The organism is Microbacterium sp. EST19A, from assembly GCF_019969685.1.
In the GTDB taxonomy this organism is placed as follows: Bacteria; Actinomycetota; Actinomycetes; order Actinomycetales; family Microbacteriaceae; genus Microbacterium.
The window spans coordinates 901102-922665 of the sequence record NZ_JAHXYZ010000002.1 but is presented as its reverse complement, the minus strand read 5'-3'; the positions used below and the strand labels follow the sequence as shown (position 1 = coordinate 922665).

Annotated in this window: 20 protein-coding genes; 11 read left to right on the top strand and 9 right to left on the bottom strand. The window is 70.2% G+C overall.

Annotated elements, in window-relative coordinates; all coding sequences use genetic code 11:
- The first annotated feature begins 29 nt into the window (after nt 1–29).
- Entirely contained in the window at nt 30–515 is a 486-nt protein-coding gene (locus tag LC452_RS14395; protein WP_223626480.1) for a hypothetical protein, read from the top strand.
- Here LC452_RS14395 and LC452_RS14390 read toward each other — a convergent pair whose 3' ends face one another.
- The 6 genes from LC452_RS14390 to LC452_RS14365 all read right to left on the bottom strand — a co-directional run bounded on the left by LC452_RS14390 (nt 516) and on the right by LC452_RS14365 (nt 8089).
- Nucleotides 516–1751 carry an acyl-CoA dehydrogenase family protein gene (locus LC452_RS14390; protein ID WP_223626478.1) on the bottom strand — a complete coding sequence of 412 codons (1236 nt, stop codon included), beginning with the start codon at nt 1749–1751 and terminating at the stop codon, nt 516–518.
- Between the two features lie 63 nt (nt 1752–1814).
- A complete protein-coding gene (locus tag LC452_RS14385; RefSeq protein WP_223626476.1) occupies nt 1815–2477 on the bottom strand; it encodes a TetR/AcrR family transcriptional regulator in 663 nt (220 codons plus the stop codon).
- Nucleotides 2478–2494: 17 nt separating this feature from the next.
- On the bottom strand, nt 2495–3121 hold the full coding sequence (locus LC452_RS14380) for an NTP transferase domain-containing protein (protein ID WP_223626475.1): 627 nt from the start codon (nt 3119–3121) through the stop codon (nt 2495–2497).
- Nucleotides 3118–5931 (bottom strand): molybdopterin-dependent oxidoreductase, encoded by a 2814-nt coding sequence (locus LC452_RS14375; protein WP_223626473.1) that lies wholly within the window; start codon nt 5929–5931, stop codon nt 3118–3120. Before LC452_RS14375 ends, LC452_RS14380 begins: the two co-directional genes overlap by 4 nt.
- A complete protein-coding gene (locus LC452_RS14370; protein ID WP_223626471.1) occupies nt 5928–6881 on the bottom strand; it encodes an FAD binding domain-containing protein in 954 nt (317 codons plus the stop codon). Before LC452_RS14370 ends, LC452_RS14375 begins: the two co-directional genes overlap by 4 nt.
- Complete coding sequence (locus LC452_RS14365; protein WP_223626469.1) at nt 6872–8089, bottom strand: XdhC family protein; 1218 nt, start codon at nt 8087–8089, stop codon at nt 6872–6874. The genes LC452_RS14370 and LC452_RS14365 overlap by 10 nt, the downstream gene beginning before the upstream one ends.
- Nucleotides 8090–8443: 354 nt before the next feature.
- Between LC452_RS14365 and sucC the strand changes: the two genes are divergently transcribed.
- Both sucC and sucD read left to right on the top strand, forming a co-directional pair.
- Nucleotides 8444–9610: an ADP-forming succinate--CoA ligase subunit beta gene (gene sucC, locus LC452_RS14360; RefSeq protein ID WP_045252498.1), complete on the top strand. Its 1167-nt coding sequence runs from the start codon at nt 8444–8446 to the stop codon at nt 9608–9610.
- An 18-nt stretch (nt 9611–9628) separates the two neighbouring features.
- Nucleotides 9629–10531, top strand: a complete 903-nt coding sequence (sucD, locus tag LC452_RS14355) for a succinate--CoA ligase subunit alpha (RefSeq protein WP_223626467.1) — start codon at nt 9629–9631, stop codon at nt 10529–10531.
- 163 nt (nt 10532–10694) lie between these two features.
- Here the strand turns inward: sucD and LC452_RS14350 are convergent, their stop codons facing one another.
- The gene (locus LC452_RS14350; protein WP_223626465.1) at nt 10695–11276 is read right to left on the bottom strand and encodes a TetR/AcrR family transcriptional regulator; all 582 of its coding nucleotides are present in this window, start codon (nt 11274–11276) and stop codon (nt 10695–10697) included.
- A gap of 74 nt (nt 11277–11350) precedes the next feature.
- On the opposite strand from LC452_RS14350, the gene LC452_RS14345 reads away from it, so the two are divergent.
- Nucleotides 11351–11752 carry a VOC family protein gene (locus tag LC452_RS14345; protein WP_223626463.1) on the top strand — a complete coding sequence of 134 codons (402 nt, stop codon included), beginning with the start codon at nt 11351–11353 and terminating at the stop codon, nt 11750–11752.
- Nucleotides 11753–11783: 31 nt separating this feature from the next.
- Here the strand turns inward: LC452_RS14345 and LC452_RS14340 are convergent, their stop codons facing one another.
- Entirely contained in the window at nt 11784–12719 is a 936-nt protein-coding gene (locus tag LC452_RS14340; RefSeq protein ID WP_223626461.1) for a homocysteine S-methyltransferase family protein, read from the bottom strand.
- 84 nt (nt 12720–12803) lie between these two features.
- Nucleotides 12804–14282 carry an NCS2 family permease gene (locus LC452_RS14335; RefSeq protein ID WP_223626460.1) on the bottom strand — a complete coding sequence of 493 codons (1479 nt, stop codon included), beginning with the start codon at nt 14280–14282 and terminating at the stop codon, nt 12804–12806.
- Nucleotides 14283–14374: 92 nt separating this feature from the next.
- On the opposite strand from LC452_RS14335, the gene LC452_RS14330 reads away from it, so the two are divergent.
- From LC452_RS14330 to LC452_RS14300, 7 genes are all read left to right on the top strand, one after another.
- Complete coding sequence (locus LC452_RS14330) at nt 14375–15775, top strand: DUF6350 family protein (RefSeq protein WP_223626458.1); 1401 nt, start codon at nt 14375–14377, stop codon at nt 15773–15775.
- Nucleotides 15776–15837: 62 nt separating this feature from the next.
- A complete protein-coding gene (gene purN / locus LC452_RS14325; RefSeq protein WP_223626456.1) occupies nt 15838–16425 on the top strand; it encodes a phosphoribosylglycinamide formyltransferase in 588 nt (195 codons plus the stop codon).
- A 41-nt stretch (nt 16426–16466) separates the two neighbouring features.
- Nucleotides 16467–18074 (top strand): bifunctional phosphoribosylaminoimidazolecarboxamide formyltransferase/IMP cyclohydrolase, encoded by a 1608-nt coding sequence (gene purH / locus LC452_RS14320; protein ID WP_223626454.1) that lies wholly within the window; start codon nt 16467–16469, stop codon nt 18072–18074.
- A gap of 160 nt (nt 18075–18234) precedes the next feature.
- Nucleotides 18235–19728 carry a DNA-3-methyladenine glycosylase 2 family protein gene (locus LC452_RS14315; RefSeq protein WP_223626452.1) on the top strand — a complete coding sequence of 498 codons (1494 nt, stop codon included), beginning with the start codon at nt 18235–18237 and terminating at the stop codon, nt 19726–19728.
- Complete coding sequence (locus LC452_RS14310; RefSeq protein ID WP_223626451.1) at nt 19725–20222, top strand: methylated-DNA--[protein]-cysteine S-methyltransferase; 498 nt, start codon at nt 19725–19727, stop codon at nt 20220–20222. The genes LC452_RS14315 and LC452_RS14310 overlap by 4 nt, the downstream gene beginning before the upstream one ends.
- Nucleotides 20223–20305: 83 nt before the next feature.
- A complete protein-coding gene (locus LC452_RS14305; protein WP_223626449.1) occupies nt 20306–21355 on the top strand; it encodes a dipeptidase in 1050 nt (349 codons plus the stop codon).
- A gap of 36 nt (nt 21356–21391) precedes the next feature.
- A complete protein-coding gene (locus LC452_RS14300) occupies nt 21392–21547 on the top strand; it encodes a hypothetical protein (protein ID WP_223626448.1) in 156 nt (51 codons plus the stop codon).
- Nucleotides 21548–21564 lie beyond the last annotated feature (17 nt).

Sequence of the window (21564 nt, the reverse complement as noted above, 5' to 3'; positions counted from 1 at the left end):
GGGCCGCCAGACGTGCGATCCTGGAGAGGATGAAAGAAGTACAGGGGCCCACGCCCGCAGGCACGTCCCGTCCATACCGTTCCCTCAACGAGGCGCTGCGCGCGCACCGCATCGACATCTCGAACTACGCGTTCATCACGGCCATCGTCGACGCCATCGGAATCAGCTCGTACATCGATCGCGGTCGCTACATCGAGGCGATCCGCCGCGGCGAGGGCGCATCGCTGCACATCGGCCGCACCTACACGAACGGCTTCAGCGAGGACGAGCGTCTCGTCATCGGCGCGGCCCCGCTGCGCCTGCAGCCGAGCGAGGGGCGTCCGCCGTACTTCTTCGTCAACCACCCGACGGAGTTCATGCCGATCGCCCAGCCGAAGGTGAAGCGTGCGACGACGCCGCGCGTCTCCGCGCCCCGCGGTGAGCGTCCGCCGACGCCCGTCGCCGAGCGCGACTACGGCACCTGCGACGTGTGCTTCATGGTGCGCACGGCTGCCGGGGCCTGTGGCTGCGACTGATCAGGCGAACGCGCTCATCCCGGTGATGTCGCGTCCGAGCAGGAGGGCCTGCACGCTCTCGGTGCCCTCGTAGGTGTGGATGGCCTCGATGTCGGCCATGTGCTGCATCACGCCGTTCTCGAGCAGGATGCCGTTGCCGCCGAGCAGATCGCGGGCGATCGAGGCGACGCGGCGCGCGGCTCGCGTGTTGTGGAACTTCGCGAGTGAGGCCTGGGTCGGTCGCAGCTGACCGGCCGTCTCGAGGTCGGCCATCCGCCGGCAGTACAGCTGCATGGCGGTGAGGTCCTCGAGCATGTGGGTGAGGCGCTCCTGCACCATCTGGAACTTGGCCAGCGGCTTACCGAACTGCACGCGCTCCTTCGCATACGCCAGCGACGCCTCGTAGCAGGCGGTCGCGTGCCCCAGCGCCGACCAGGCGACACCCGACCGGGTCGCGTAGAGCACGGTCGACGCGTCGCGGAAGCTCTTCGCTCCCGGGAGCACCGCGTCGAGCGGCACGCGCACGTCGTCGAGCCGGATGTGGGCCTGATGGATCGCGCGCAGCGAGGCCTTGCCGCGGATGACGGTCCCCGTATAGCCGGGGGTGTCCTGCTCCACGAGGAAGCAGCGCACGGCGCCATGTTCGTCGGCGGACTCATCGTCGACGCGGGCCCAGACGAAGGTGATGCCTCCGGAGGCGCCGTTGCCGATCCACTTCTTCGCGCCGCGGATCACCCAGCCGTCGCCGTCGCGGCGGGCGACGGTCTCGAGCGAGACCGAGTCCGAACCGTGGTCCGGCTCGGTGAGGGCGAAGGAGCCGAGAACCGAGCCGTCGGCGAGGGCGGTGAGCCACTTCTCCTGCTGCGCGGGCGAGCCGAAGAGCGCGAGGGTGCGCAGCGCCAGTCCGCCCTGCACCGCGAGGATCGTGCCGAGCGATCCGTCGCCGCGGGAGATCTCCATGTTCACGAGTCCCGCGGCCAGCGGCGAGAGGCGGGTCAGCGAGGGATGCTCGATCCCATCCACGACGAGGTCCATCTCGCCCATCCGCCGAGCGGCGTCGAGGGGGTACTCGGCGCGGTCCCAGGCATCCGCCATCTGCGGGGCGACCTCGTCGATGTAGGCCTTCGCGCGATCCCAGGCCTCGCGGTCGGCGGCGGGGATGTCGGCGAAGACGGCGTAGTAGTCGCTGTCCTGGCGCCCGGTGATGTCATACGACGAGACGCGCTCGCCGGGGAAGGGGGAGGCTTCGGTGCTCATGGGGACTCCTTTGTGGCACCAAGTATCGTACTCCTCGATACTCGGTCCCACGACCCATGGATGTCAGTCGAGTTCGGTCTTCAACCGGCGTGTCACCTCGGCGATCGGCATCGACCGGGGGAACACGGCCACCACGACGTCGTCGGGCGCTCCGGCAGCGGCATCCTTGCCCACGCCGTAGCGACGGCGCACATCCGCCAGCGCGGTCTGCAGCGTCGAGAGCGGCACCTTCTTCTTGCCGCGGAGCAGCTGACGCAGCACGTGGTTGTGCACGGCCGTCACGAGGGCGGCGAAGCCGACGGCATCCAGCGGATCGACTCCGGGGAGTGCGCCGCGCAGGTAGTCGTCGAACAGCCGCTCGTACCGGAACACCGTGATGATCTCGCGCTCGCGCAGCACCGGCACCTGCCGCACGATCTGGTACCGCCGGCGCGCGAGATCGGGATCGTGCGCGAAGTGCGCGAAGACGGATTCGGATGCCGCGCACACGGCCACCCAGGGATCCTCATGGCCCTCGGCGAGGAACTCCCTGAGCTGCCCCAGGAGCACCTCGTGGTCGGCGAACACCACATCCTCCTTGCCGCCGAACTGCCGGAAGAAGGTCGATCGCGAGACCCCGGCGGCCTTGGCGATCTGCTCCACGGAGGTCTGTTCGAACCCCTGATCCTGGAAGAGCTCGAGGGCTGCGGCGACGACGGCGGCGCGCGGTGCTGCGGATTCGTGCATAGACAGAGCCTAGAACCTCACAGCGGGGGCCCGGGAGCGGATCGCGCGGCGTCGAGCCAGGTGCGCAGATCCTGAGGCACGTCGATATCGTCGCCTCGAGCGAGCATTCCGCATTCGATGTCGTCGACGAGGTGGGTGTTCGTGCGGATCCAGTCTCGTGCCCCGGCGTCGCCGCGCGAGAAGGCGGCGGCGCTGAGCAGGTGATCGACACCGAAGACGACCGGGTTGCCCGGCACTCCGTTCCAGGTCGCGCGCGCGATCCGACCGGCGCGGCGCGCGTCGAACAGACGTCGGATGACGGCGGCGTCGACCCCCGGCTGATCGACGAGCATCACGATCACCGCGTCGACCGGAGACAGGGTGACGGGCAGCACGGCGGCGCGCAGCGAGGCCGACAGTCCGAGATCGGCATCGTGCACGCGGACGATCCGCGCCGTCGGACAGCGTGCGCGCAACCAGTTCTGCGAGACCGCATCCTCCGGGCGCACGCCGACGGTGACAGTGCAGCCGGCCTCTGTGGCGCTGCGCGCGGCGCGGGTCGCGAGCACCTCGCCGTTCCAGGGCAGTGCGCCCTTGGGGCCGCGACCGAGTCTGATGCCGCGCCCTGCGGCGAGCACGATCGCGTGGCGCCGCTCGCCGCTCACGGCTCCATCCCCTCGCGGCGACGCGCATCGCGTTCGAGGATCGCGGCATGGATGCTGTCGCGGGTGAAGGGCGTCCGCGTCATGCGCACGCCGATCGCGTTCCGGATCGCGGATGCGAGCGCGGGTGCCACCGGGTTGAACGGGGATTCGCTCATGGACTTCGCGCCCAGCGGTCCGGTGGCGTCGGAGGTCTGCGCGAACGAGATCTCCGACCGGGGCACGTCAGCGAAGGTGGGCACGTGGTACTGCCGCAGGATGTTCGAGGTGACCCTGCCGTCGTCGTCGACCCGCACGATCTCGTGCAGCGCCGCGCCGATCGCCTGGGCGATGCCGCCTTCGATCTGACCGCGGCACTGCTCGGGGTTGACCACGACCCCGGCGTCGGCCGCGTGCAGCGATCGCAGGATCCGCAGCTCGCCCGTGCCCTCGTTGACGGCCACGCGGAATCCCTGCACGTTGAAGGCCACCGAGCGCGGGGTGCCTCCCCAGTGCCCTTTCGCCTCGAGCACGTCGCCGGCCTCGCGTGCCTGTGCGGCGATCTCGTGCAACGGCACGGACCGGCCGCCGTGCACGACCCTGTCGTCGATGAGGATGCACTCGTCTGCGGCGACGCCGAGCAGCGCTGCCGCCCGCTGACGCAGCATGTCGGCCAGCTCCACCGCGGCGGCGTGGGTCGCCCGCCCAGCGACGACCGTGCCGGTGGATCCGAACGCGCCGGTGTCGTGCGGCACCAGGTCGGAGTCGGACTGCCGCAGCCGCACGCGCCGTGTCGTGGTCTGGAACACCGTCGCGACGAGCTGCTGGTGCACGGTCGAGGTGCCGTTGCCGAACTCGGCGGTGCCCACATCGAGGGCGAGCAGCCCGTCGGGGTCGAGTCGGAGGGTGGCATCGGCATGGTGGCCGCGCGGGGGAACCGTCGCGATCATGGCGATCGCCGATCCCTCGCCGACCCGCCAGCCGTCGGCGGCGCTGATCGAGGAGGCGTCGGCTTCGCGATCGCGGGCGAGGCCGTCGCGCACGGCCGTCACGCATTGATCGAGTCCGTAGCTGCCGATCAGCAGATCCGGTTCCTCGTGCGCCGCGATGAGAGCATCCTGCGCGCCGATGATGTTGCGTCGGCGGAACTCGAGCGGGTCGATCCCGAGGCGCGTGGCCAGCTCGTCGACGGTCGACTCGATCGCGAAGATCATCTGGCTGAGGCCGTAGCCGCGGAACGCCCCGGACGGGATCGTGTTCGTGTACACGACGTCGGCGTCGATCTTCTTCGCCTCGGCGCGATACACGGCGATGGATTCCCCGACGCCGTGGAACATCACTCCGGGGCCGTGGTTCCCATAGGCACCGGTGTTCGAGCGCACGTCCACGCCGATGCCCGTGATCCGGCCGTCGGCGGTCGCGCCCATGCGCACGCGGATGCGGAACGGATGCCGCACCGTGGTGGCCGTCAGCACCTCCTGACGGCTGAACTCCACCCGCACCGGGCGGCCGGTCGCGATGGTCCCGAGCAGGGCGAGGTCTTCGGTGAGCACCTCCTGCTTGCCGCCGAACCCGCCGCCGACCCGGGGCGCGTAGACACGGACCCGGTCCCGTGCGAGTCCGAAGATCCGGGCGAGCGTGCGCCGCGCGAGGAACGGCACCTGTGTGCTGCTGCGCACCACGTACCGGCCGTCGTCATCGCGCCAGGCGATCGATCCGTGCGTCTCGAGCGCCGTGTGCGAGACGCGGTGGGTGTGGAAGGTGCGCTCCTCGACGGCATCCGACGATGCCAGGGCAGTCTCCAGGTCGCCGATCTCGGAGTGCATCTCCATGACGATGTTGCTCTCGGAGCGTGCGACCTCGGATGCCGCGCGCAGCGCCTCCGCCCTCGCCGGGTCCCGCCGGCCTGCCGTCGACGCGTGCCCGTGCAGGGCGAGCACGTCCGGGTGGTCGGCGCGCTCGGGATCGATGTTCGCCGGGAGCACCTCGTAGTCGACGTCGACCAGCCGCGCGGCGCGCTCGGCGATCCGCTGCGATTCGGCGACCACGAGCGCGACGCGCTGTCCGACGAACCGCACATACTCGTCGAACACCGCGGTATCGGCGGGGTCGTCGGCGTCGATCTCGTGCTGCGCCGTCGAGAAGAGGGTGGTCGGAGCATCCTCACGCGTGAGAACGCGCACCACGCCCGGCATCGCGAGCGCGCGGGACGGGTCGACCGAGATGACGCGCGCGTGCGCATGCGGGCTGCGCACGACGACGGCGTGGAGCAGGGGAGCGGGGAGCTCTGCCGGGTCGACGTCCATCGTGTAGCGGACGGTTCCGGTCACCACGCCCAGGGCGGCCGGCGCGCCCGTGGCACTGCCGACACCTCCCGCGCGGTCGTCGATGTTCGTGCGCCCGTGCACTGCGTCCTCGATGCTGCGGTAGCCCGTGCATCGGCAGATGTTGCCCTTGAGGGTGCGATCGAGGTCGTCGGCTGCGCCCTCCGGCATGCCGGCGACCGTGCAGACCATCCCCGCCGTGCAGAACCCGCACTGGAAGCCGGCCGCGCGACGGAACCGCTCCTGCACGGGGTGCGGCGCCTCCGGCGTGCCGAGTCCCTGCACCGTGACGATGTCGCGCCCGGCCGCACGATGCGCCGGGTACACGCAGCTGTGCACGGGCGCGCCGTCGACGATCACCGTGCACGCCCCGCAGTCGCCGCCGTCGCAGCCCTTCTTCACGCCGTACGCGCCCTGATCGCGCAGCCAGGTGCGCAGGCACTGGCCGGGCTCGGGCGAGACCGTGACGTCTCGTCCGTCCACGCGGGCGCGGATGAGGTCGGCACTCATGATGCCCTCCGTTCGATGTGCAGGTCGCCGGTCGTCCGCCCGAGCGCCGCATCGACGCCGGTCGCGACGCCGGGCAGCAGCTCGGCGAGGATCTCGTCTCCCAGTCGATGCGTCATCAGGCGACGCCAGGACGGCGCACCGTGGATGTCGTCGTACCAGCCGCGTCGGGCCGTGGCTTCGTCGATCGCCCGTCGCCACGATTCCGCGTCGGCGTGCACCGTTCCGGCATCCGCTTCCGGTTCCGCGCCGAGATCCAGCACGATCGGATGGAACGTGGATGCCGTCACGGTCAGCCGCACCGACTGATCCGACGTGCGTCGTCCGATCAGCAGGGCCGCCGAACGCCCGCGCTCGGTGAGGGAGATGCGGCGGAACGCCGGAATCTGCCGCAACGAGAGGCCCGGCACGTGGAAGCTGCGGATCAGCTCCCCGTCTTCGAGGCCGGTGCGCGTGGCGCCGGTCACGAGCGCCGAGACCCGGACACGACGTCGCCGCCCGTCGCGACGCAGGATCAATGCGATCGCGTCCCACCCGGCGAGCAGCGAGATCATCGGACCGGCCGGCAGCGCCGTGGCGACGTTGCCGCCGACCGTCGAGACGTTCCAGATCTTCCACGACGCCACGAACGCGTCGCACGCCGGCCGGATCAGATCGAGGCCGGGCAGGGCGGCACGCGGCACCGGCAGGTCGTCGGCATCGGGAAGTGCGTACAGGTCGCTGACCCGGCAGGTGGCGGCGATCTCGAGAGCGGGGGAGCCATCGGGATCGGTCGTCCAGCTCAGGGGCTCCCACCCGGCGCCGGTGATGTCGAGCAGCCGGGTCGGCGCGCCCCGGGTGACGTCGGTGCCGTAGGAGTACAGCACCGTGCCGCCGGCGAGCCACGAATCGCCCCGACGCCAGGCCGACGGGTCGGCGCACAGGAGCACCTCGTCGACGCTCGTCATGTCCATGCCGGCACCTCCCGGTCGGCGAGCAGGGAGGGCTCGGGCATGCACACGCGGCTGTCGTCGTGCACGTCGCCCGCGGTGTCGCGCAGGCGGCTCGGAACCGCGCGGGTGCGTCGATCGGGCACGGCTGGGCCGCGTGACCTGCTCTCGGTCAGGATGAGTTCGGCGAGGATCGACACGGCCACCTCCTCCGGAGTCCGGGCGCCGAGATCGAGACCGATCGGGGAGTGCAGCCGGCCGAGTTCGCCGTCGCCGAGGCCGCCGGCGCGCAGCTCCTGCGCGCGTTTCTCATGGGTCACGCGCGATCCCATCGCGCCGACGTACGACAGGTCGAGCCTCAGCGCGCGATCGAGGACGGGCAGATCGAACCGTGGGTCGTGCGTGAGCAGGATCACGGCGGTGCGGGCGTCGATGCGACCCTCCGCGAGCTCGGCCTCGAAGTGCACGACCGGATGCATGCGCACCACTTCGTGTGCGCCGGGATGCCGGGCGTGCGTGGCGAACACCGGACGGGCATCGCAGACCGTCACGTGCCGCCCGAGCGCGGCAGCGGCCTGCGCGAGCGCGGCCGAGAAGTCGTTGGCGCCGTATATGAGGACGCGGGCAGGGCGCACGCTCGACTCGACGAGCAGACGACGGACGACGCGGCATTCCGGTCCGGTGCCGTCGGTGATCTCGATCACCCGGGTGCCGCCGGAGAGGAGTGCCGCGTCGAGACGAGCGGATGCCGCGCCGACGGCTGCGGAGATGTCAGCGGTGGTCGCGCCGACCGCGAACGCTGTGACGACGGCATCCGGGGGGAGCCCGCTGTCGTCGTCGAGCGGGACGTCGCGGACCAGCCGGAGCCTGCCGTCGCCGCCGCCCTCGTCCGCGAGCTGCGCGAGCGTGTCGTCGGCGAACGTGCGGAGCGGCTGCACGAGCACCCGCACATCGCCGCCGCACATCAGTCCGATCTCGAGGCCGTCGTCGTCGGCGTAGCCGAACGAGTGCACCGCGGTCACTCCGCATTCCAGGGCCGTGAGTGCGGCATCCACCACGGCACCCTCGACGCACCCGCCGGAGACCGAGCCGATCGTGCGTCCGTCGCCGCGCACCGCCATCGACGTGCCGGCCGGTCGCGGCACCGAGCCGGAGACCTCGATGATCGTGGCGATCGCCCAGCGGTCGGGGTCGCCGAGGCATTCGCGATAGTCCTGGATGCGGTCGAGCATCGGGCACCTTCCTCACCGGGGCGCCGTGGGTCGGCGCCCGATCAGGGCGATGCGCTGGGCTCGCGACGAGGAGTGGTGACCGGGTCGCCTCCCTGGCGACACCGCCTGGGTTGCCCGGTAGATGGTTCACTGTCGTAACCCGCCTAGGCCTGACCCGAACATAGCCGGGTCGTCGGACGGGGTCAAGCGGAAAATCCGTATGACGGAGTTGCTCTTCCGTCACGTGGATGTTTACGCCGGTATACGGGCTGACCTGTCGCAGGGTCGACCCAGGCCGAGGTAGTAGGCTGGGGGACTGGTCGATGTCTCGACATCGAGAGAATTACCAGACAGCAGCCCAGTGAAGGAACCACAGTGGATCTGTACGAGTACCAGGCACGAGACGTTTTCGAGAAGTACGGAGTGCCGGTCCTCGCCGGCATCGTCGCGGACACCCCTGAAGAGGTGAGGGCGGCAGCCGAGAAGATCGGCGGAGTGGTCGTCGTCAAGGCTCAGGTGAAGACCGGCGGCCGTGGAAAGGCGGGCGGCGTCAAGGTCGCCAAGACGCCCGACGAGGCGTACGAAGCAGCGAAGGCCATCCTCGGCCTCGACATCAAGGGCCACGTCGTCAAGCGCGTCATGGTCGCGCAGGGTGCGCGCATCGCAGAGGAGTTCTACTTCTCCGTGTTGCTCGACCGCGCCAACCGCTCCTACCTGAGCCTCTGCTCGGTCGAGGGCGGCATGGAGATCGAAGAGCTCGCGGTGGAGCGTCCCGAGGCGCTCGCGCGCGTCGAGGTCAACCCGCTCACGGGCATCGACAAGGAGAAGGCCGTCGAGATCGCGCGCGCCGCGAACTTCCCCGAAGACCTCGTCGAGAAGGTCTCCGACGTCTTCGTGAAGCTCTTCGACGTCTACAAGGGCGAGGACGCGACGCTGGTCGAGGTCAACCCGCTGGTCCGCACCGAAGAGGGCGACATCATCGCGCTCGACGGCAAGGTCACGCTCGACGACAACGCCTCCGAGATCCGTCACCCCGAGCACGAAGCGCTCGAAGACAAGGACGCGGCCGACCCGCTCGAGGCCAAGGCCAAGGCATCCGGCCTCAACTACGTGAAGCTCGACGGCGAGGTCGGCATCATCGGCAACGGCGCAGGACTCGTCATGTCGACGCTCGACGTGGTCGCCTACGCCGGTGAGAACCACAACGGCGTCAAGCCGGCCAACTTCCTCGACATCGGCGGTGGCGCCTCGGCTGAGGTCATGGCCGCAGGTCTCGACGTCATCCTCGGCGACCCGCAGGTCAAGAGCGTGTTCGTCAACGTCTTCGGTGGCATCACGGCATGCGACGCCGTGGCCAACGGCATCAAGGGCGCGCTCGAGACGCTGGGCGCCACGGCATCCAAGCCGCTCGTCGTGCGTCTCGACGGAAACCGCGTCGACGAGGGTCGCGCGATCCTCGCCGAGTACGCGCACCCGCTCGTCACCCTGGCCGCCACCATGGACGAGGGCGCCGACAAGGCCGCCGAGCTCGCCAACGCCTGAGACTGAAGGACTAGAAGAATGTCGATCTACCTCAACAAGGACTCCAAGGTCATCGTCCAGGGCATCACCGGCGGCGAGGGCACCAAGCACACGGCACTCATGCTGAAGGCCGGCACCCAGGTCGTCGGCGGCGTGAACGCCCGCAAGGCCGGCACCACGGTCGCGCACACCGACAAGGACGGCAACGCCGTCGAGCTCCCCGTCTTCGCCTCCGTGGCCGAGGCCATGAAGGAGACGGGCGCCGACGTGTCGATCGCCTTCGTCCCCGGCGCCTTCACGAAGGACGCGATGATCGAGGCCATCGACGCCGAGATCCCGCTGCTCGTCGTCATCACCGAGGGCGTGCCCGTCGGCGACTCGGCCGAGGCGTGGGCGTACACGCAGAGCAAGGGCAACAAGACCCGCATCATCGGGCCGAACTGCCCCGGCATCATCACCCCGGGCGAGGCGCTCGTCGGCATCACTCCGGCGAACATCACCGGCAAGGGACCGATCGGCCTCGTGTCGAAGTCGGGCACCCTGACCTACCAGATGATGTTCGAGCTGCGCGACCTCGGCTTCTCGACCGCGATCGGCATCGGCGGCGACCCGGTCATCGGCACCACGCACATCGACGCGCTCGCCGCGTTCGAGGCCGATCCCGAGACCAAGGCCATCGTGATGATCGGCGAGATCGGCGGCGACGCCGAAGAGCGTGCGGCCGACTACATCAAGGCCAACGTCACCAAGCCGGTCGTCGGCTACGTCGCGGGCTTCACCGCTCCCGAGGGCAAGACCATGGGCCACGCCGGCGCCATCGTCTCCGGCTCGGCCGGTACCGCTCAGGCCAAGAAGGAGGCCCTCGAGGCCGCCGGCGTCAAGGTCGGCAAGACGCCGTCCGAGACCGCTGACCTGATGCGTGCGATTGTCGAGTCGCTCTGATCTGAGCTACGCTTGATCTGAAGGCCCCGGACTCCACTCTGGGGCCTTCTTTCATACCTGAGTGGCGGAACCTCTGCGGCCAATCGCACCTTCTGCGGCCATTTCGCAGCGGTGAGGCCGCAAAAGGTAGACGTGGCCGCAGAAGTGGGGCCCGGCGTCGCGGTCAGGACCTCCGCGGAACCACAGCATCCAGCAGCTGGTCGAGCGCGTCGTGCGCCTGGGCGCGAGCGTCGGCATCCGTCGGACGCTCCGAGAGCCAGAGCGCGAGCTCGTTCATGGCTCCCGAGAGTGCCGCCGCCAGCGCATCCCGCAGCGCCGGAGCGACGCCGGCTTCGGCGAGACCCTCGTGCAGCGTCACCGCCGCGCCTTCGGCGTCGAACCGCCGCCAGTCCTCCCAGCTGAGCACGGCCGGTCCGTCGACGAGCAGGACGCGCGCCGCCGCGCCGTGCGTGATCGCGTCGAGGAACGCATGGCTGCCGTCACGGAGCGCCGCATCCGGGGTGCTGTCGGCCGTCGCGCTCATGATGGCATCGGCGACGAGCTCCTGCTGCGCGGCGGCCACCGCGGCGAAGAGGAGCGGCTTCGACGAGTAGTGGTGGTACACGGCTCCACGCGTCACACCGGCCGCACCCGCGATGTCGTCGACGGATGCCGCGGCGTACCCGTGCTCGGCGAAATGGGCACCGGCGACGCCGAGGATCCGGCGGGCGGTCGCGGCGGCATCGGAGGCGGATGCTCGGGGCATGGGGTTCCTTTACGTGCGGTGTGTATGTATTCTAGAGCAAAGATACAAACACAAAGTATGTAAAGGGGAATCGCATGGACATCACGAGCTTCTACCCGGTGCTGATGGTCGACGACGTCGCGGAAGCCGCGGCGTTCTATCGCCAGGAGCTCGGCTTCGAGACGACCTTCGAGGCGGACTGGTACGTGAGCCTGCGATTCGACGGCGGCGAGCTCGCCATCCTCGATCGACACCACGAGACCATCCCTGCCGGTTTCCGCGAGCCGGTGCGGGGCCTGCTGCTCAACGTCGAGGTCGCCGATGCCGCAGCCGAGCATGCCCGGCTGGTGGGGGCGCGCGACCTGCCCGAACGACTCACCCTGCGGGACGAGGCGTTCGGCCAGCGGCACTTCATCGTCGAGGCGCCGGGCGGCGTGCTCATCGACGTGATCGAGCCGATCGAACCCTCCGCCGAGTTCGCCGCCGCCTTCGCCTGAGATCTGGCGTCGGCGCCGGAAGAACGTCGGCTCAGCGCGATTCCTGTGCGCTGAGCTGACGCCACATCTCCGCGATATGGCGGACGTCGGTGCCGCAGCATCCGCCGATCACGCGCACGGCCGGCATCCGCTGCAGCAGGTCGACCGTGCGGGCGGCGAGCTCGTCGGGATCGCCGTCGTCGAGCTGCGCGGACTCGTCGAGTTCGGCGTGCGAGAGACGAGATGCGTTCGGGCGGATGCCGATGATCCTCGCGGTGACCGTCGGATCGATCGCGCGGTCGAGGTGCTTCGGATGCGCGCAGTTCAGCAGATAGCCGTCCGGCGGGGCGGCTGCGTCGACGAGGTCGATCGTCTCCGCCAGCGTGCGTCCCGAGGCGAGAGCGCCGTCGGTCTCCACGGTGAAGGAGATCTCGACCGGCATCCCGGCTTCGCGTGCGGCGCGGACGATGCCGATGGCCTCGGCGGGATCGGTGAGCGTGTACGCCGCGATGACGTGCACGCCGGCGTCGCTGAGCGCCTGCACCTGCGCGCGATGGTAGACGAGTGCGTCATCGGCTCCGGTGCGGGGGTCCCACGAACCCGGCAGGTAGCCGTCGCCGCGGGGGCCGATCACCCCCACGAGCCGGACCTCGGGCAGATCGCGGAAGTCCGCTGCGACGTCGTGGAGCAGGTCCACCGCCGCGGCGTTGGCGCGGTGGAGCGCTTCCGCGTCATATCCCAGGCGCTCACCCCAGTCCGCGCTCGCCCGCCAGGTGGCCGATTCGAGCCTCAGGCTGGCGCCGTGCGCGCGGGCGACCTCGCCGAAGCCGCGGTAGTACTCGCGGAGGAGAGCACGGCCGTGGTCGTCGTCGAGCAGGACGAACGCGGCGAAATCGGGCAGATCGACGCCGTGGTGGAAGACCAGGTCGGTCTCGAGTCCGCCATCGGTGACATAGCGGGCGCCGGCGGCCGCGTCGGGTTCGGGCATCGATTCACCTTCTGCTGTGGAGGTGCCTCCGGTCTACCAGAGCCCCGCCGCGCGCGCTACGGGGCTCTGGGAGACCCCCTGGTGTCAGATGCCGACGCCGAAGAGCGCCTCGATCGGTCCACGGGCGAAGAAGATCAGGAACCCGACGCCGACCACCCACAACAGCGGGCTGATGCTCTTGGCCTTGCCGGAGAACGCGTGGATGACGACCCAGCTCACGAAGCCTGCGCCGATGCCGTTCGCGATCGAGTACGTCAGCGGCATCACCGAGACCGTGAGGAACACCGGCAGCAGCACCCGGAAGTCCGCGAAGTCGATGAACCGGATCTGCGCCATCATCATCGCACCGACGATGATCAGGGCGGCCGCCGCGATCTCGGTCGGGACGATCGACGTCAGCGGCGTCAGGAACATGGCGAGCAGGAACAGGACACCGGTGACGACGTTCGCGAAACCGGTGCGCGCGCCTTCGCCGATGCCGGAACCGGATTCGATGAACACCGTGCTCGAGGAGGACGAGGTCGCGCCGCCGGCGATCGCACCGACGCCCTCGACGATCAGGGCCGACTTGATGCGGGGGAAGTCGCCGTTGTCGTCGGCGAGGTTCGCTTCCTTCGCGAGGCCCGTCATGGTGCCCATTGCGTCGAAGAAGTTCGTGAACAGCAGGGTGAAGACGATCATGACCACGGCCACGATGCCGACCTTGCCGAAGTCGAACGTGAAGTCGACCGCTCCGACCAGGCTGAGATCGGGCACGCTGACCGGTGAGCCGTTGAGGGCGGGGACCGTCAGACCCCAGCCGCCAGGGTTCACGACATTGCCCTCGTCATCGAAGCCGCGAGCGCCGATGTGCCAGATCGCCTCGACGATCACGGCGAGCACGGTGCCGCCGACGAGGCCGATCAGCATGCCGCCCTTGATGCGCAGTGCCACGAGGATGCCGGTGAGCAGCAGGGTGACCACGAACAGCAGGCTCGGAACGGTCGCGACCGAGCCGTTCACGCCGAGGCCCACGGGCGGCGAGGACGTGCCCGTCGCAGTGACGAAGCCGGAGTTGACGAAGCCGATGAAGGCGATGAACAGGCCGATGCCGACCGTGATCGCGATCTTGAGCTGGAACGGCACCGCGTCGAAGATCGCCTTCCGCAATCCGGTCGCGGCGAGCAGCACGATGATGACGCCGTTGATCATCACGAGCGCCATCGCCTCGGGCCAGGTGACCTGGCCGACGACCGAGAACGCGACGAACGCGTTGATGCCCAGGCCGGCAGCGAAGGCGAACGGCAGGCGGGTGACGACGCCGAACAGGATCGTCATGACGCCGGCGGTCAGGGCGGTCGCTGCTCCGACGGCGTTGAAGGCGAGCACGTCGCCGGCCACGTCGGGCTTGCCCGACAGGATGATCGGGTTGAGGATCACGATGTACGCCATCGTGACGAAAGTGACCAGGCCACCGCGGATCTCGGTGCCGACCGTGGATCCTCGCTTGCTGATTTCGAAGAAGCGGTCGAGAGCGCTCGTGGGCTCGGCGGGCGCCTGTGCGGGGGATGGGGCAGTTGTCATCGGGGGAACCTCCGGAGAAGACGCTATCGTGTCGTCCGCCCAGCGCGCGCCCCCAGACGGTGAGCGGGAAGTCGTCGTAGTCTCGATTCGATATGCAACGCCTCCTCGTCGCGGTCCTCGCCGCCTTCGACGCCGCCATCGCCGCGGCCGTCGGCCTCGCCGTGCTCCTCGCGCCGCTGACGCTGCTGTGGACCCTGGCGTTCGGCGTCACTGCGGACTGGGGCGCGCTCTGGCCGCTCACCGGAACACTTTGGGAGTTCGGACACGGGGTGCCGCTCGAGGTGGCGATCCCCGACGCGCTCATCGTCTCGCTCGGCATCCCCGCGGAGGCCGCGAGCTTCGCCGTCTCGATCACGCCGCTGGCGTTCCTGCTCTTCACGCTGCTCTTCGCCGCGCGCTCGGGCACGCGCGCAGCGAACGCCGGCGCCTGGCTCCTCGGCTCGCTCTCGGGTACGGCCGTGTTCGCTCTCATCGCGACCGGGGTGGCGCTGAGCGCCCGGCTCGCTGCGGCGCAGACCCCACTGATCCTCGCGATCGTCCTCCCGTCCGCGGTGTACCTCGTCGGTGCGATCTGCGGGGGAGTCCGCGTCGCGTGGGAGGAGGGGGACGGCGGTCTGCTCGATCGCATCCACGACGCGGTCGACGCCCGGGACGACTGGGCTCCGGTCCCCGCGGCGATCACACGGGGGACGGCCTTCGTGCTCGTGGCCGTGACCGGAGCCGCTGCCCTGGCCCTCGCCGTGATGATCGCCCTGCGCGGCGGCGAGGTCGTCGCCCTGTTCCAGGCCGCCCGCGTCGACGTGCTCGGACTCACGGTCATGACGCTCGGACAGCTCGTCTACCTGCCCACGCTGATCGTGTGGGTGATCTCGTGGCTCGCCGGCCCCGGCTTCGCGGTCGGAGTCGGCACGGCCGTGTCGCCGGCGGGCACGCAGCTCGGCGTCGTCCCCGGCATCCCCGTCTTCGGCCTGCTGCCGGAGAACAGCTCGATCTGGATGCTGATCGTCGTGCTGATCCCGATCGCGGCCGGTGCGTTCGCCGGCTGGGCGGTCCGCTCGCGCCTCGTGTGGGAGGGCACTCCGCTCGGCATGGCGCAGCGGTCCGTGATCGCGCTCGGCATCGGAGTGGTGACGGCGGGGATCGCGGCGCTCGCCGCCGTGCTCGCCTCCGGGTCGATGGGGCCGGGACGGCTGGCGGAGGTCGGGCCGGCGCCGCTTCCCTTCGCACTCGCCCTCGGCGGCGAAGTGCTCCTCGGCGCGGCGATCCTCCTGCTCTCGCCGCGTCATCGCGACGAACTGGCCGAGGAGAGGACCGATCGGTGGCTGGCCGAGATGTCGGCCGACACGATCGTGGACGAAGCGGATGCCGTGCCCGGCGCGGCATCCGATGTCCCGACGTCCGACAGCGCTCGGCCGTTCGACGACACCGCTCCGCTCGACGACCTGCGCGGGTTCGTGATCCCGAAGCGCGACCCTTCGGATCGTCCGGACTGACCGCCGCTCGACGGGCGGATGCCCGGGCCGGAGCACGCCCGACGCCCCGGTAGACTGGGCGCGTGCTCACGGTCGCCGTTCTCATCTCGGGCACCGGCTCGAATCTTCGCGCCCTCCTCGAGGCCGCTCGTCACCCCGATTTCCCTGCGAGGGTCGTCGTGGTCGGCGCCGACCGCGAAGCCGACGGCCTCGCTCACGCCGAGGAGTTCGGCATCCCCAGCTTCACCGTCCCGTGGCACGAGCACGACAGCCGCGAGGCCTGGGGAGAAGAGCTCGGCCGCCAGCTCGCCTTCTGGAATCCCGACCTGGTCGTGCTCAGCGGTCTCATGCGCCTGCTGCCGCCCGCACTGGTCGCCGAGTACTCGCCGCGACTGCTCAACACCCACCCCGCATTCCTGCCGGAGTTCCCGGGCGCGCACGGCGTGCGCGATGCCCTCGCCGCGGGCGTCTCGGAGACCGGCGCGAGCGTCATCGTGGTCGACGACGGCGTCGACACCGGGCCGATCCTGGCGCAGGAGCGCGTGCCGATCCTCGCCGGAGACACCGAGCACAGCCTGCACGAGCGCATCAAACCCGTCGAACGCCGACTCCTCATCGACGTCGTGCGCGCCATCGCCACCGGCGAGCTCGCGCTGACGCCCACCCCCTGACCGCTTCCACCCGACGCACCTCACGCACGAAGGAGCCCACCATGGCCGGCCCCCGCCACGACCCCTCGCTCTACCGCGACCGCGACACCGTGCCGATCCGGCGTGCGCTCGTCTCGGTGAGCGACAAGACCGACCTGCTCGTGCTCGCCGAGGCGCTCGCCGCCGCGGGCGTCGAGATCGTCTCGACCGGTTCCACGGCCGCGACCATCCGCGAAGCCGGCCACGAGGTCACCGACGTCGCCGCGGTGACCGGAGTCGACGAGATGCTCGACGGTCGCGTCAAGACCCTGCACCCGAAGGTGCACGGGGGTCTGCTCGCCGATCTGCGCCTCGCCGACCACGAGCGTCAGCTGCAGGAGCTCGACATCGCGCCCTTCGAACTGGTCGTGGTCAACCTCTACCCGTTCGTCGAGACCGTGGCCTCGGGCGCCGTCGGCGACGACGTCGTCGAGCAGATCGACATCGGCGGACCGGCGATGGTGCGGGCCGCCGCGAAGAACCACGCGAACGTCGCGATCGTCGTGTCGCCGCAGTCCTACCCGGCCATCATCTCGGCCATCGCCGAGGGCGGCACGTCGGTCGCGCAGCGCCGTGAGCTCGCCGCCCGGGCGTTCGCCCACACCGCGGCCTACGACACGGCCGTCGCCCAGTGGTTCGCCGAGGGCACGCTCTCCGAGCCGGGCGAGCTGCCCGTGCACCTGACCATCCAGGCCGAGCGCCTGGCGACGCTGCGCTACGGCGAGAACTCGCATCAGCGCGCCGCGATCTACACGCGCGCCGGCGGACACGGCATCGCCCAGGCCACGCAGCTGCAGGGCAAGGAGATGTCGTACAACAACTACGTCGATGCGGATGCCGCGCTGCGCGCCGCCTACGACATGGTGAAGCCGGCTGTGGCGATCATCAAGCACGCCAACCCGTGCGGGATCGCCACCACCGCCCCCAACGCCCTCGACCCGATCGCGAGCGCCCATCTGCGCGCCCACGAGTGCGACCCGGTCTCGGCCTACGGCGGCGTCATCGCCGCGAACGGCACCGTGACCCTGAAGATGGCCGAGAACCTCAAGGACATCTTCACCGAGGTCATCGTCGCCCCGTCGTTCGAGCCGGCCGCGCTCGAGGTCTTCAAGGCCAAGAAGAACCTGCGTCTGCTGCAGCTGCCCGAGGACTGGCAGCAGGAGCGCGCGGATGTGCGCCTGGTCTCGGGCGGGCTGCTGCTGCAGGATGCCGACCGCTTCCCGGACGACATCGGCTCGGTCGCGAAGAACTGGGAGCTCGTCTCGGGTGAGCGCCCGAGCGACGAGGAGATGGTGAACTTCATCTTCGCCTGGAAGGCCTGCCGCGCGGTGAAGTCGAACGCGATCGTGCTCGCCAAGGACAACGCCACGGTCGGCGTCGGCATGGGCCAGGTCAACCGCGTCGACTCGTGCCGCCTCGCGGTCGAGCGCGCCGGAGACCGCGCCGCCGGTTCGGTGGCGGCATCCGATGCGTTCTTCCCGTTCGCCGACGGTGCCCAGGTGCTCATCGACGCGGGAGTCACGGCGATCGTGCAGCCCGGTGGCTCGGTGCGCGACGAGGAGGTCGTGGATGCCGCCCGCAAGGCCGGCGTCACGATGTTCTTCACCGGAGAGCGCCACTTCTTCCACTGAGTCACGTGGTCTCGCCGAGACCCCCGCTTTTCCCCGAGACCCCGGCCCGCAGACGTCTGCGGGCCGGGGTCTCAGCGCGAATTCGGGGTCTCGGCACCGGTCCTACCGCGATGTCCGATTTCCGCCAGTCGATGTCCGCGGGGCGTGACAGAGTGGAGGCATGAGCCTCCCCGTGACCGACTTCGACGAACGCTACCGCGCCATCAACGCGCGCGACACGCGCTTCGACGGGCAGTTCGTGACGGCGGTGCGCTCGACCGGCATCTACTGCCGTCCGAGCTGCCCCGCGCGCACACCGAAGCCGCAGAACGTCACCTTCTATCCGACGAGCGCCGCCGCGCACGAGGCCGGGTACCGCGCCTGCAAGCGCTGCCTCCCCGAGGCCGCTCCCGGCTCGCCGGCCTGGAACGTGCGCGGCGACACGGCGGCCAGGGCGATGCGCCTGATCGCCGACGGCGTCGTCGAGCGCGAGGGCGTGCCCGGCCTCGCGGCGCGACTCGGCTACTCCTCGCGGCACCTCACTCGACTGCTCAGCACCGAGCTCGGTGCCGGGCCGCTGGCCCTCGCTCGGGCGCATCGTGCGCACACCGCGCGCATGCTGCTCGTCGGCACCGACCTGCCGATATCCGACGTGGCGTTCTCGGCCGGCTTCGCCAGCATCCGTCAGTGCAACGACACGATCCGCGAGGTGTTCGGTCTCACCCCCGGTGAGCTGCGCGCCCGCCGCCGGAGCTCGTCCGGGATCGAATCGGCTCCGGGCGCCATCGATCTCGTCCTGCCGTACCGCGGTCCACTCGACGTGAGCGGGATCTTCGCGTGGATGGCCGCCCGCGCCGTCCCGGGGATCGAGGAGGTGACGCCGACCTCGTTCTCGCGTCACCTGCGGATGGCCGGCGGGCCCGCGTGGTTCGAGGTGAGCCAGGACGCGACGCAACGCCTGCATCTGCGTGCCCGTGTCGCCCAGCTCGGCGACCTGGCTCCGCTCGTCGCCACGGTGCGCCGTATCTTCGACCTCGACGCCGATCCGATCGCGGTCGACGAGGCGCTCGCATCGCACCCTGAACTCGCTCCACTGGTGGCCGGGATCCCGGGCATCCGAGTGCCGGGTTCCGCCGATCCGCACGAGATGCTGATCCGCGCGATGATCGGCCAGCAGATCACGGTGGTCGCCGCCCGCACCGCTCTCACCGGTCTCGCGGAGGCGTTGGGGGAGCGCACCGAGAACGGCCTGCTGTTCCCGACCATGCCGGCGATCGCCGAGCACGGAGCAGACGTGCTGCGCGGCCCGGCAGCGCGGATCCGGGCCATCACCGGTGCGGCGGCGGCGCTCGCCGACGGTTCCCTCCAGCTCACGGTCGGCGACGACGGCGCCGAGCAGCGTGCTGCTCTGCTCGCGATGCCCGGCATCGGCCCGTGGACCGCCGACTACGTGCGCATGCGCGTGCTCGGCGACCCCGACATCCTGCTTCCGGGCGATGTCGCTCTGCGGGCGGGGGCCGCGGCATCCGGACTTCCCGCTGAACCTGCACCCCTCGTCGCGTGGGCGGAGCGCACAGCCCCATGGCGCAGCTACCTGAGCGCTCACCTCTGGCGTGCCGCTCCGGCGCGGCCGGTGCGCGCCATCCGAAACCGCACTCTGAAGGAGACATCATGACCGCCCTCATCCAGACCATCGACACCCCCGACGGAGCCTTCACGATCCTCGTCGACGACCGGCAGCGCGTGCTCTCGTCCGGCTGGACCGCCGACGTCGACGCGATCGTCGGCCGGCTGTCGGCCTCGGCCCGCCCCGCCGCGATCCGCGACGGAGAGACGGATGCCGCTGCGGCGGCCCGCGCCTACTACGCCGGCGATCTCTCCGCGATCGACGCCGTCGCCGTGAAGCAGACCGGAACGGCGCTGCAGCTGGCCGGATGGGCCGAGCTGCGCGCGATCGACGCGGGGGAGCCCCTCACCTACACCTCGTTCGCCGCGCGACTGGGCAACCCGCGCGCGGTGCGCGCCGCGGCATCCATCTGCGCGCGCAACGCACCGGCTCTGTTCGTGCCCTGCCACCGCGTGCTGCGCACCGACGGCACCCTCGGTGGCTTCGCATGGGGCCTCCCCGTCAAGGAGAGCCTGCTCGCTCGGGAGTCCCTCGCTCGCTGACCGCCGCGTGACGATCACGTTACTTCTCGCGCCGTTCGAGCGATATGCCCGGATAGGGCGTGCGAGGGGAGCAGGATGGTCGCATGACCGATAACCGAGCAGCCGCGCTCCACCGCAGCGCCCTCGTCGCCGATGCGCACAACGATCTGCTCTGTGCGGTGGCCACTCGCCCGGTCGACGAGTGGGCGTCGTTCTTCCGGGCGCAGTGGCTGCCCCAGTTGCAGGCGGGTGGAGTCGACCTCCAGATCCTGCCGGTCTTCATCGACGAGTCCTATCGTCCGGAAGGCGCGCTGCGACGCACGCTCCGCATGATCGAGGCTGCACACCGCCTGGCCGAGGGGAACGCGGATGCCGTGGCGCTCTGCGTGTCCGGCGACGAGATCGAGCGTGTGATCGCCGAGGGGCGCATCGCGCTCGTGCTCGCGCTCGAGGGCATGCCCGGCATCGCCGAAGACATCGAACTGCTCGAGACCGTGCACCGGCTCGGCGTGCGCGTGGGCTCGGTCGCCCACTTCGGACGCAGCGCCTTCGCTGACGGCAGCGGAGAGGACGCCGCGGGAAGCAGGCTCACTCGTCCCGGCATCCGCGCCTTCGCCGAGATGGAGCGGATGGGGATGATGTTCGACGTCAGCCACCTCGGCGCTGCCGGCGTCGACCACGTGCTGGAGCTCGCCACCCGTCCGCTCATCGCCTCGCATTCCTCGGCGCGGGCACTGTTCGATCACCATCGCAACCTCACCGACGAGCAGATCACCGGGATCGCCGCGGGCGGCGGCGTGGTGTGCGTGAACTTCTTCGCCTCGTACCTGCATGCCGACACCCACACGCTCGACACGGTCGTCGATCATCTCGAGCACGTGGTCTCGATCGCGGGCATCGATCACGTCGGCATGGGACCGGACTTCGTGCGCGAGGTGCTCGAAGACACGACCGCGCCGTGCTGCGTGGAGGAGCTGGTCGAAGGCGTGCTCGTCGACTGCTACATCCCGGGGCTCGAGGGGCCCACGGGCCTGCCGCTCGTCACCGAGGCGCTGCTGCGACGCGGATGGGCCGAGGAGGACATCCTCGCGGTGCTCGGACTCAACCTGAACCGACTCCTCCGGGCCGAGCTGGGTCGCACCGGACGCGACTGAACGCGCATCCGGGCAGAGTCGCGCCCGGAATCGGGAATGACTCTTGCGTTCAGCTGGTTCACAGCCATAGGCTGGTGGGCTGTCGCGCCGACCGGTCGACGCCACCGAGCCCCTGAGGAGGACATCATGATCACGATCGCCGCTGTGCAGATCGACGCTCTCGGCTCGACCCCGGCGCGCCCGCTCGTCTAGAGCCGCACGCCCCGCAT

What these genes read in the sequence shown, in the direction of transcription:
- LC452_RS14395 (WP_223626480.1), top strand. Translation starts at nt 30, where the DNA reads ATGAAAGAAGTACAGGGGCCCACGCCCGCAGGCACGTCCCGTCCATAC.
- LC452_RS14390 (WP_223626478.1), bottom strand. Translation starts at nt 1,751, where the DNA reads ATGAGCACCGAAGCCTCCCCCTTCCCCGGCGAGCGCGTCTCGTCGTAT.
- LC452_RS14385 (WP_223626476.1), bottom strand. Translation starts at nt 2,477, where the DNA reads ATGCACGAATCCGCAGCACCGCGCGCCGCCGTCGTCGCCGCAGCCCTC.
- LC452_RS14375 (WP_223626473.1), bottom strand. Translation starts at nt 5,931, where the DNA reads ATGAGTGCCGACCTCATCCGCGCCCGCGTGGACGGACGAGACGTCACG.
- LC452_RS14370 (WP_223626471.1), bottom strand. Translation starts at nt 6,881, where the DNA reads ATGGACATGACGAGCGTCGACGAGGTGCTCCTGTGCGCCGACCCGTCG.
- LC452_RS14365 (WP_223626469.1), bottom strand. Translation starts at nt 8,089, where the DNA reads ATGCTCGACCGCATCCAGGACTATCGCGAATGCCTCGGCGACCCCGAC.
- sucD (WP_223626467.1), top strand. Translation starts at nt 9,629, where the DNA reads ATGTCGATCTACCTCAACAAGGACTCCAAGGTCATCGTCCAGGGCATC.
- LC452_RS14350 (WP_223626465.1), bottom strand. Translation starts at nt 11,276, where the DNA reads ATGCCCCGAGCATCCGCCTCCGATGCCGCCGCGACCGCCCGCCGGATC.
- LC452_RS14345 (WP_223626463.1), top strand. Translation starts at nt 11,351, where the DNA reads ATGGACATCACGAGCTTCTACCCGGTGCTGATGGTCGACGACGTCGCG.
- LC452_RS14340 (WP_223626461.1), bottom strand. Translation starts at nt 12,719, where the DNA reads ATGCCCGAACCCGACGCGGCCGCCGGCGCCCGCTATGTCACCGATGGC.
- LC452_RS14335 (WP_223626460.1), bottom strand. Translation starts at nt 14,282, where the DNA reads ATGACAACTGCCCCATCCCCCGCACAGGCGCCCGCCGAGCCCACGAGC.
- LC452_RS14330 (WP_223626458.1), top strand. Translation starts at nt 14,375, where the DNA reads ATGCAACGCCTCCTCGTCGCGGTCCTCGCCGCCTTCGACGCCGCCATC.
- purH (WP_223626454.1), top strand. Translation starts at nt 16,467, where the DNA reads ATGGCCGGCCCCCGCCACGACCCCTCGCTCTACCGCGACCGCGACACC.
- LC452_RS14315 (WP_223626452.1), top strand. Translation starts at nt 18,235, where the DNA reads ATGAGCCTCCCCGTGACCGACTTCGACGAACGCTACCGCGCCATCAAC.
- LC452_RS14310 (WP_223626451.1), top strand. Translation starts at nt 19,725, where the DNA reads ATGACCGCCCTCATCCAGACCATCGACACCCCCGACGGAGCCTTCACG.
- LC452_RS14305 (WP_223626449.1), top strand. Translation starts at nt 20,306, where the DNA reads ATGACCGATAACCGAGCAGCCGCGCTCCACCGCAGCGCCCTCGTCGCC.
- LC452_RS14300 (WP_223626448.1), top strand. Translation starts at nt 21,392, where the DNA reads ATGACTCTTGCGTTCAGCTGGTTCACAGCCATAGGCTGGTGGGCTGTC.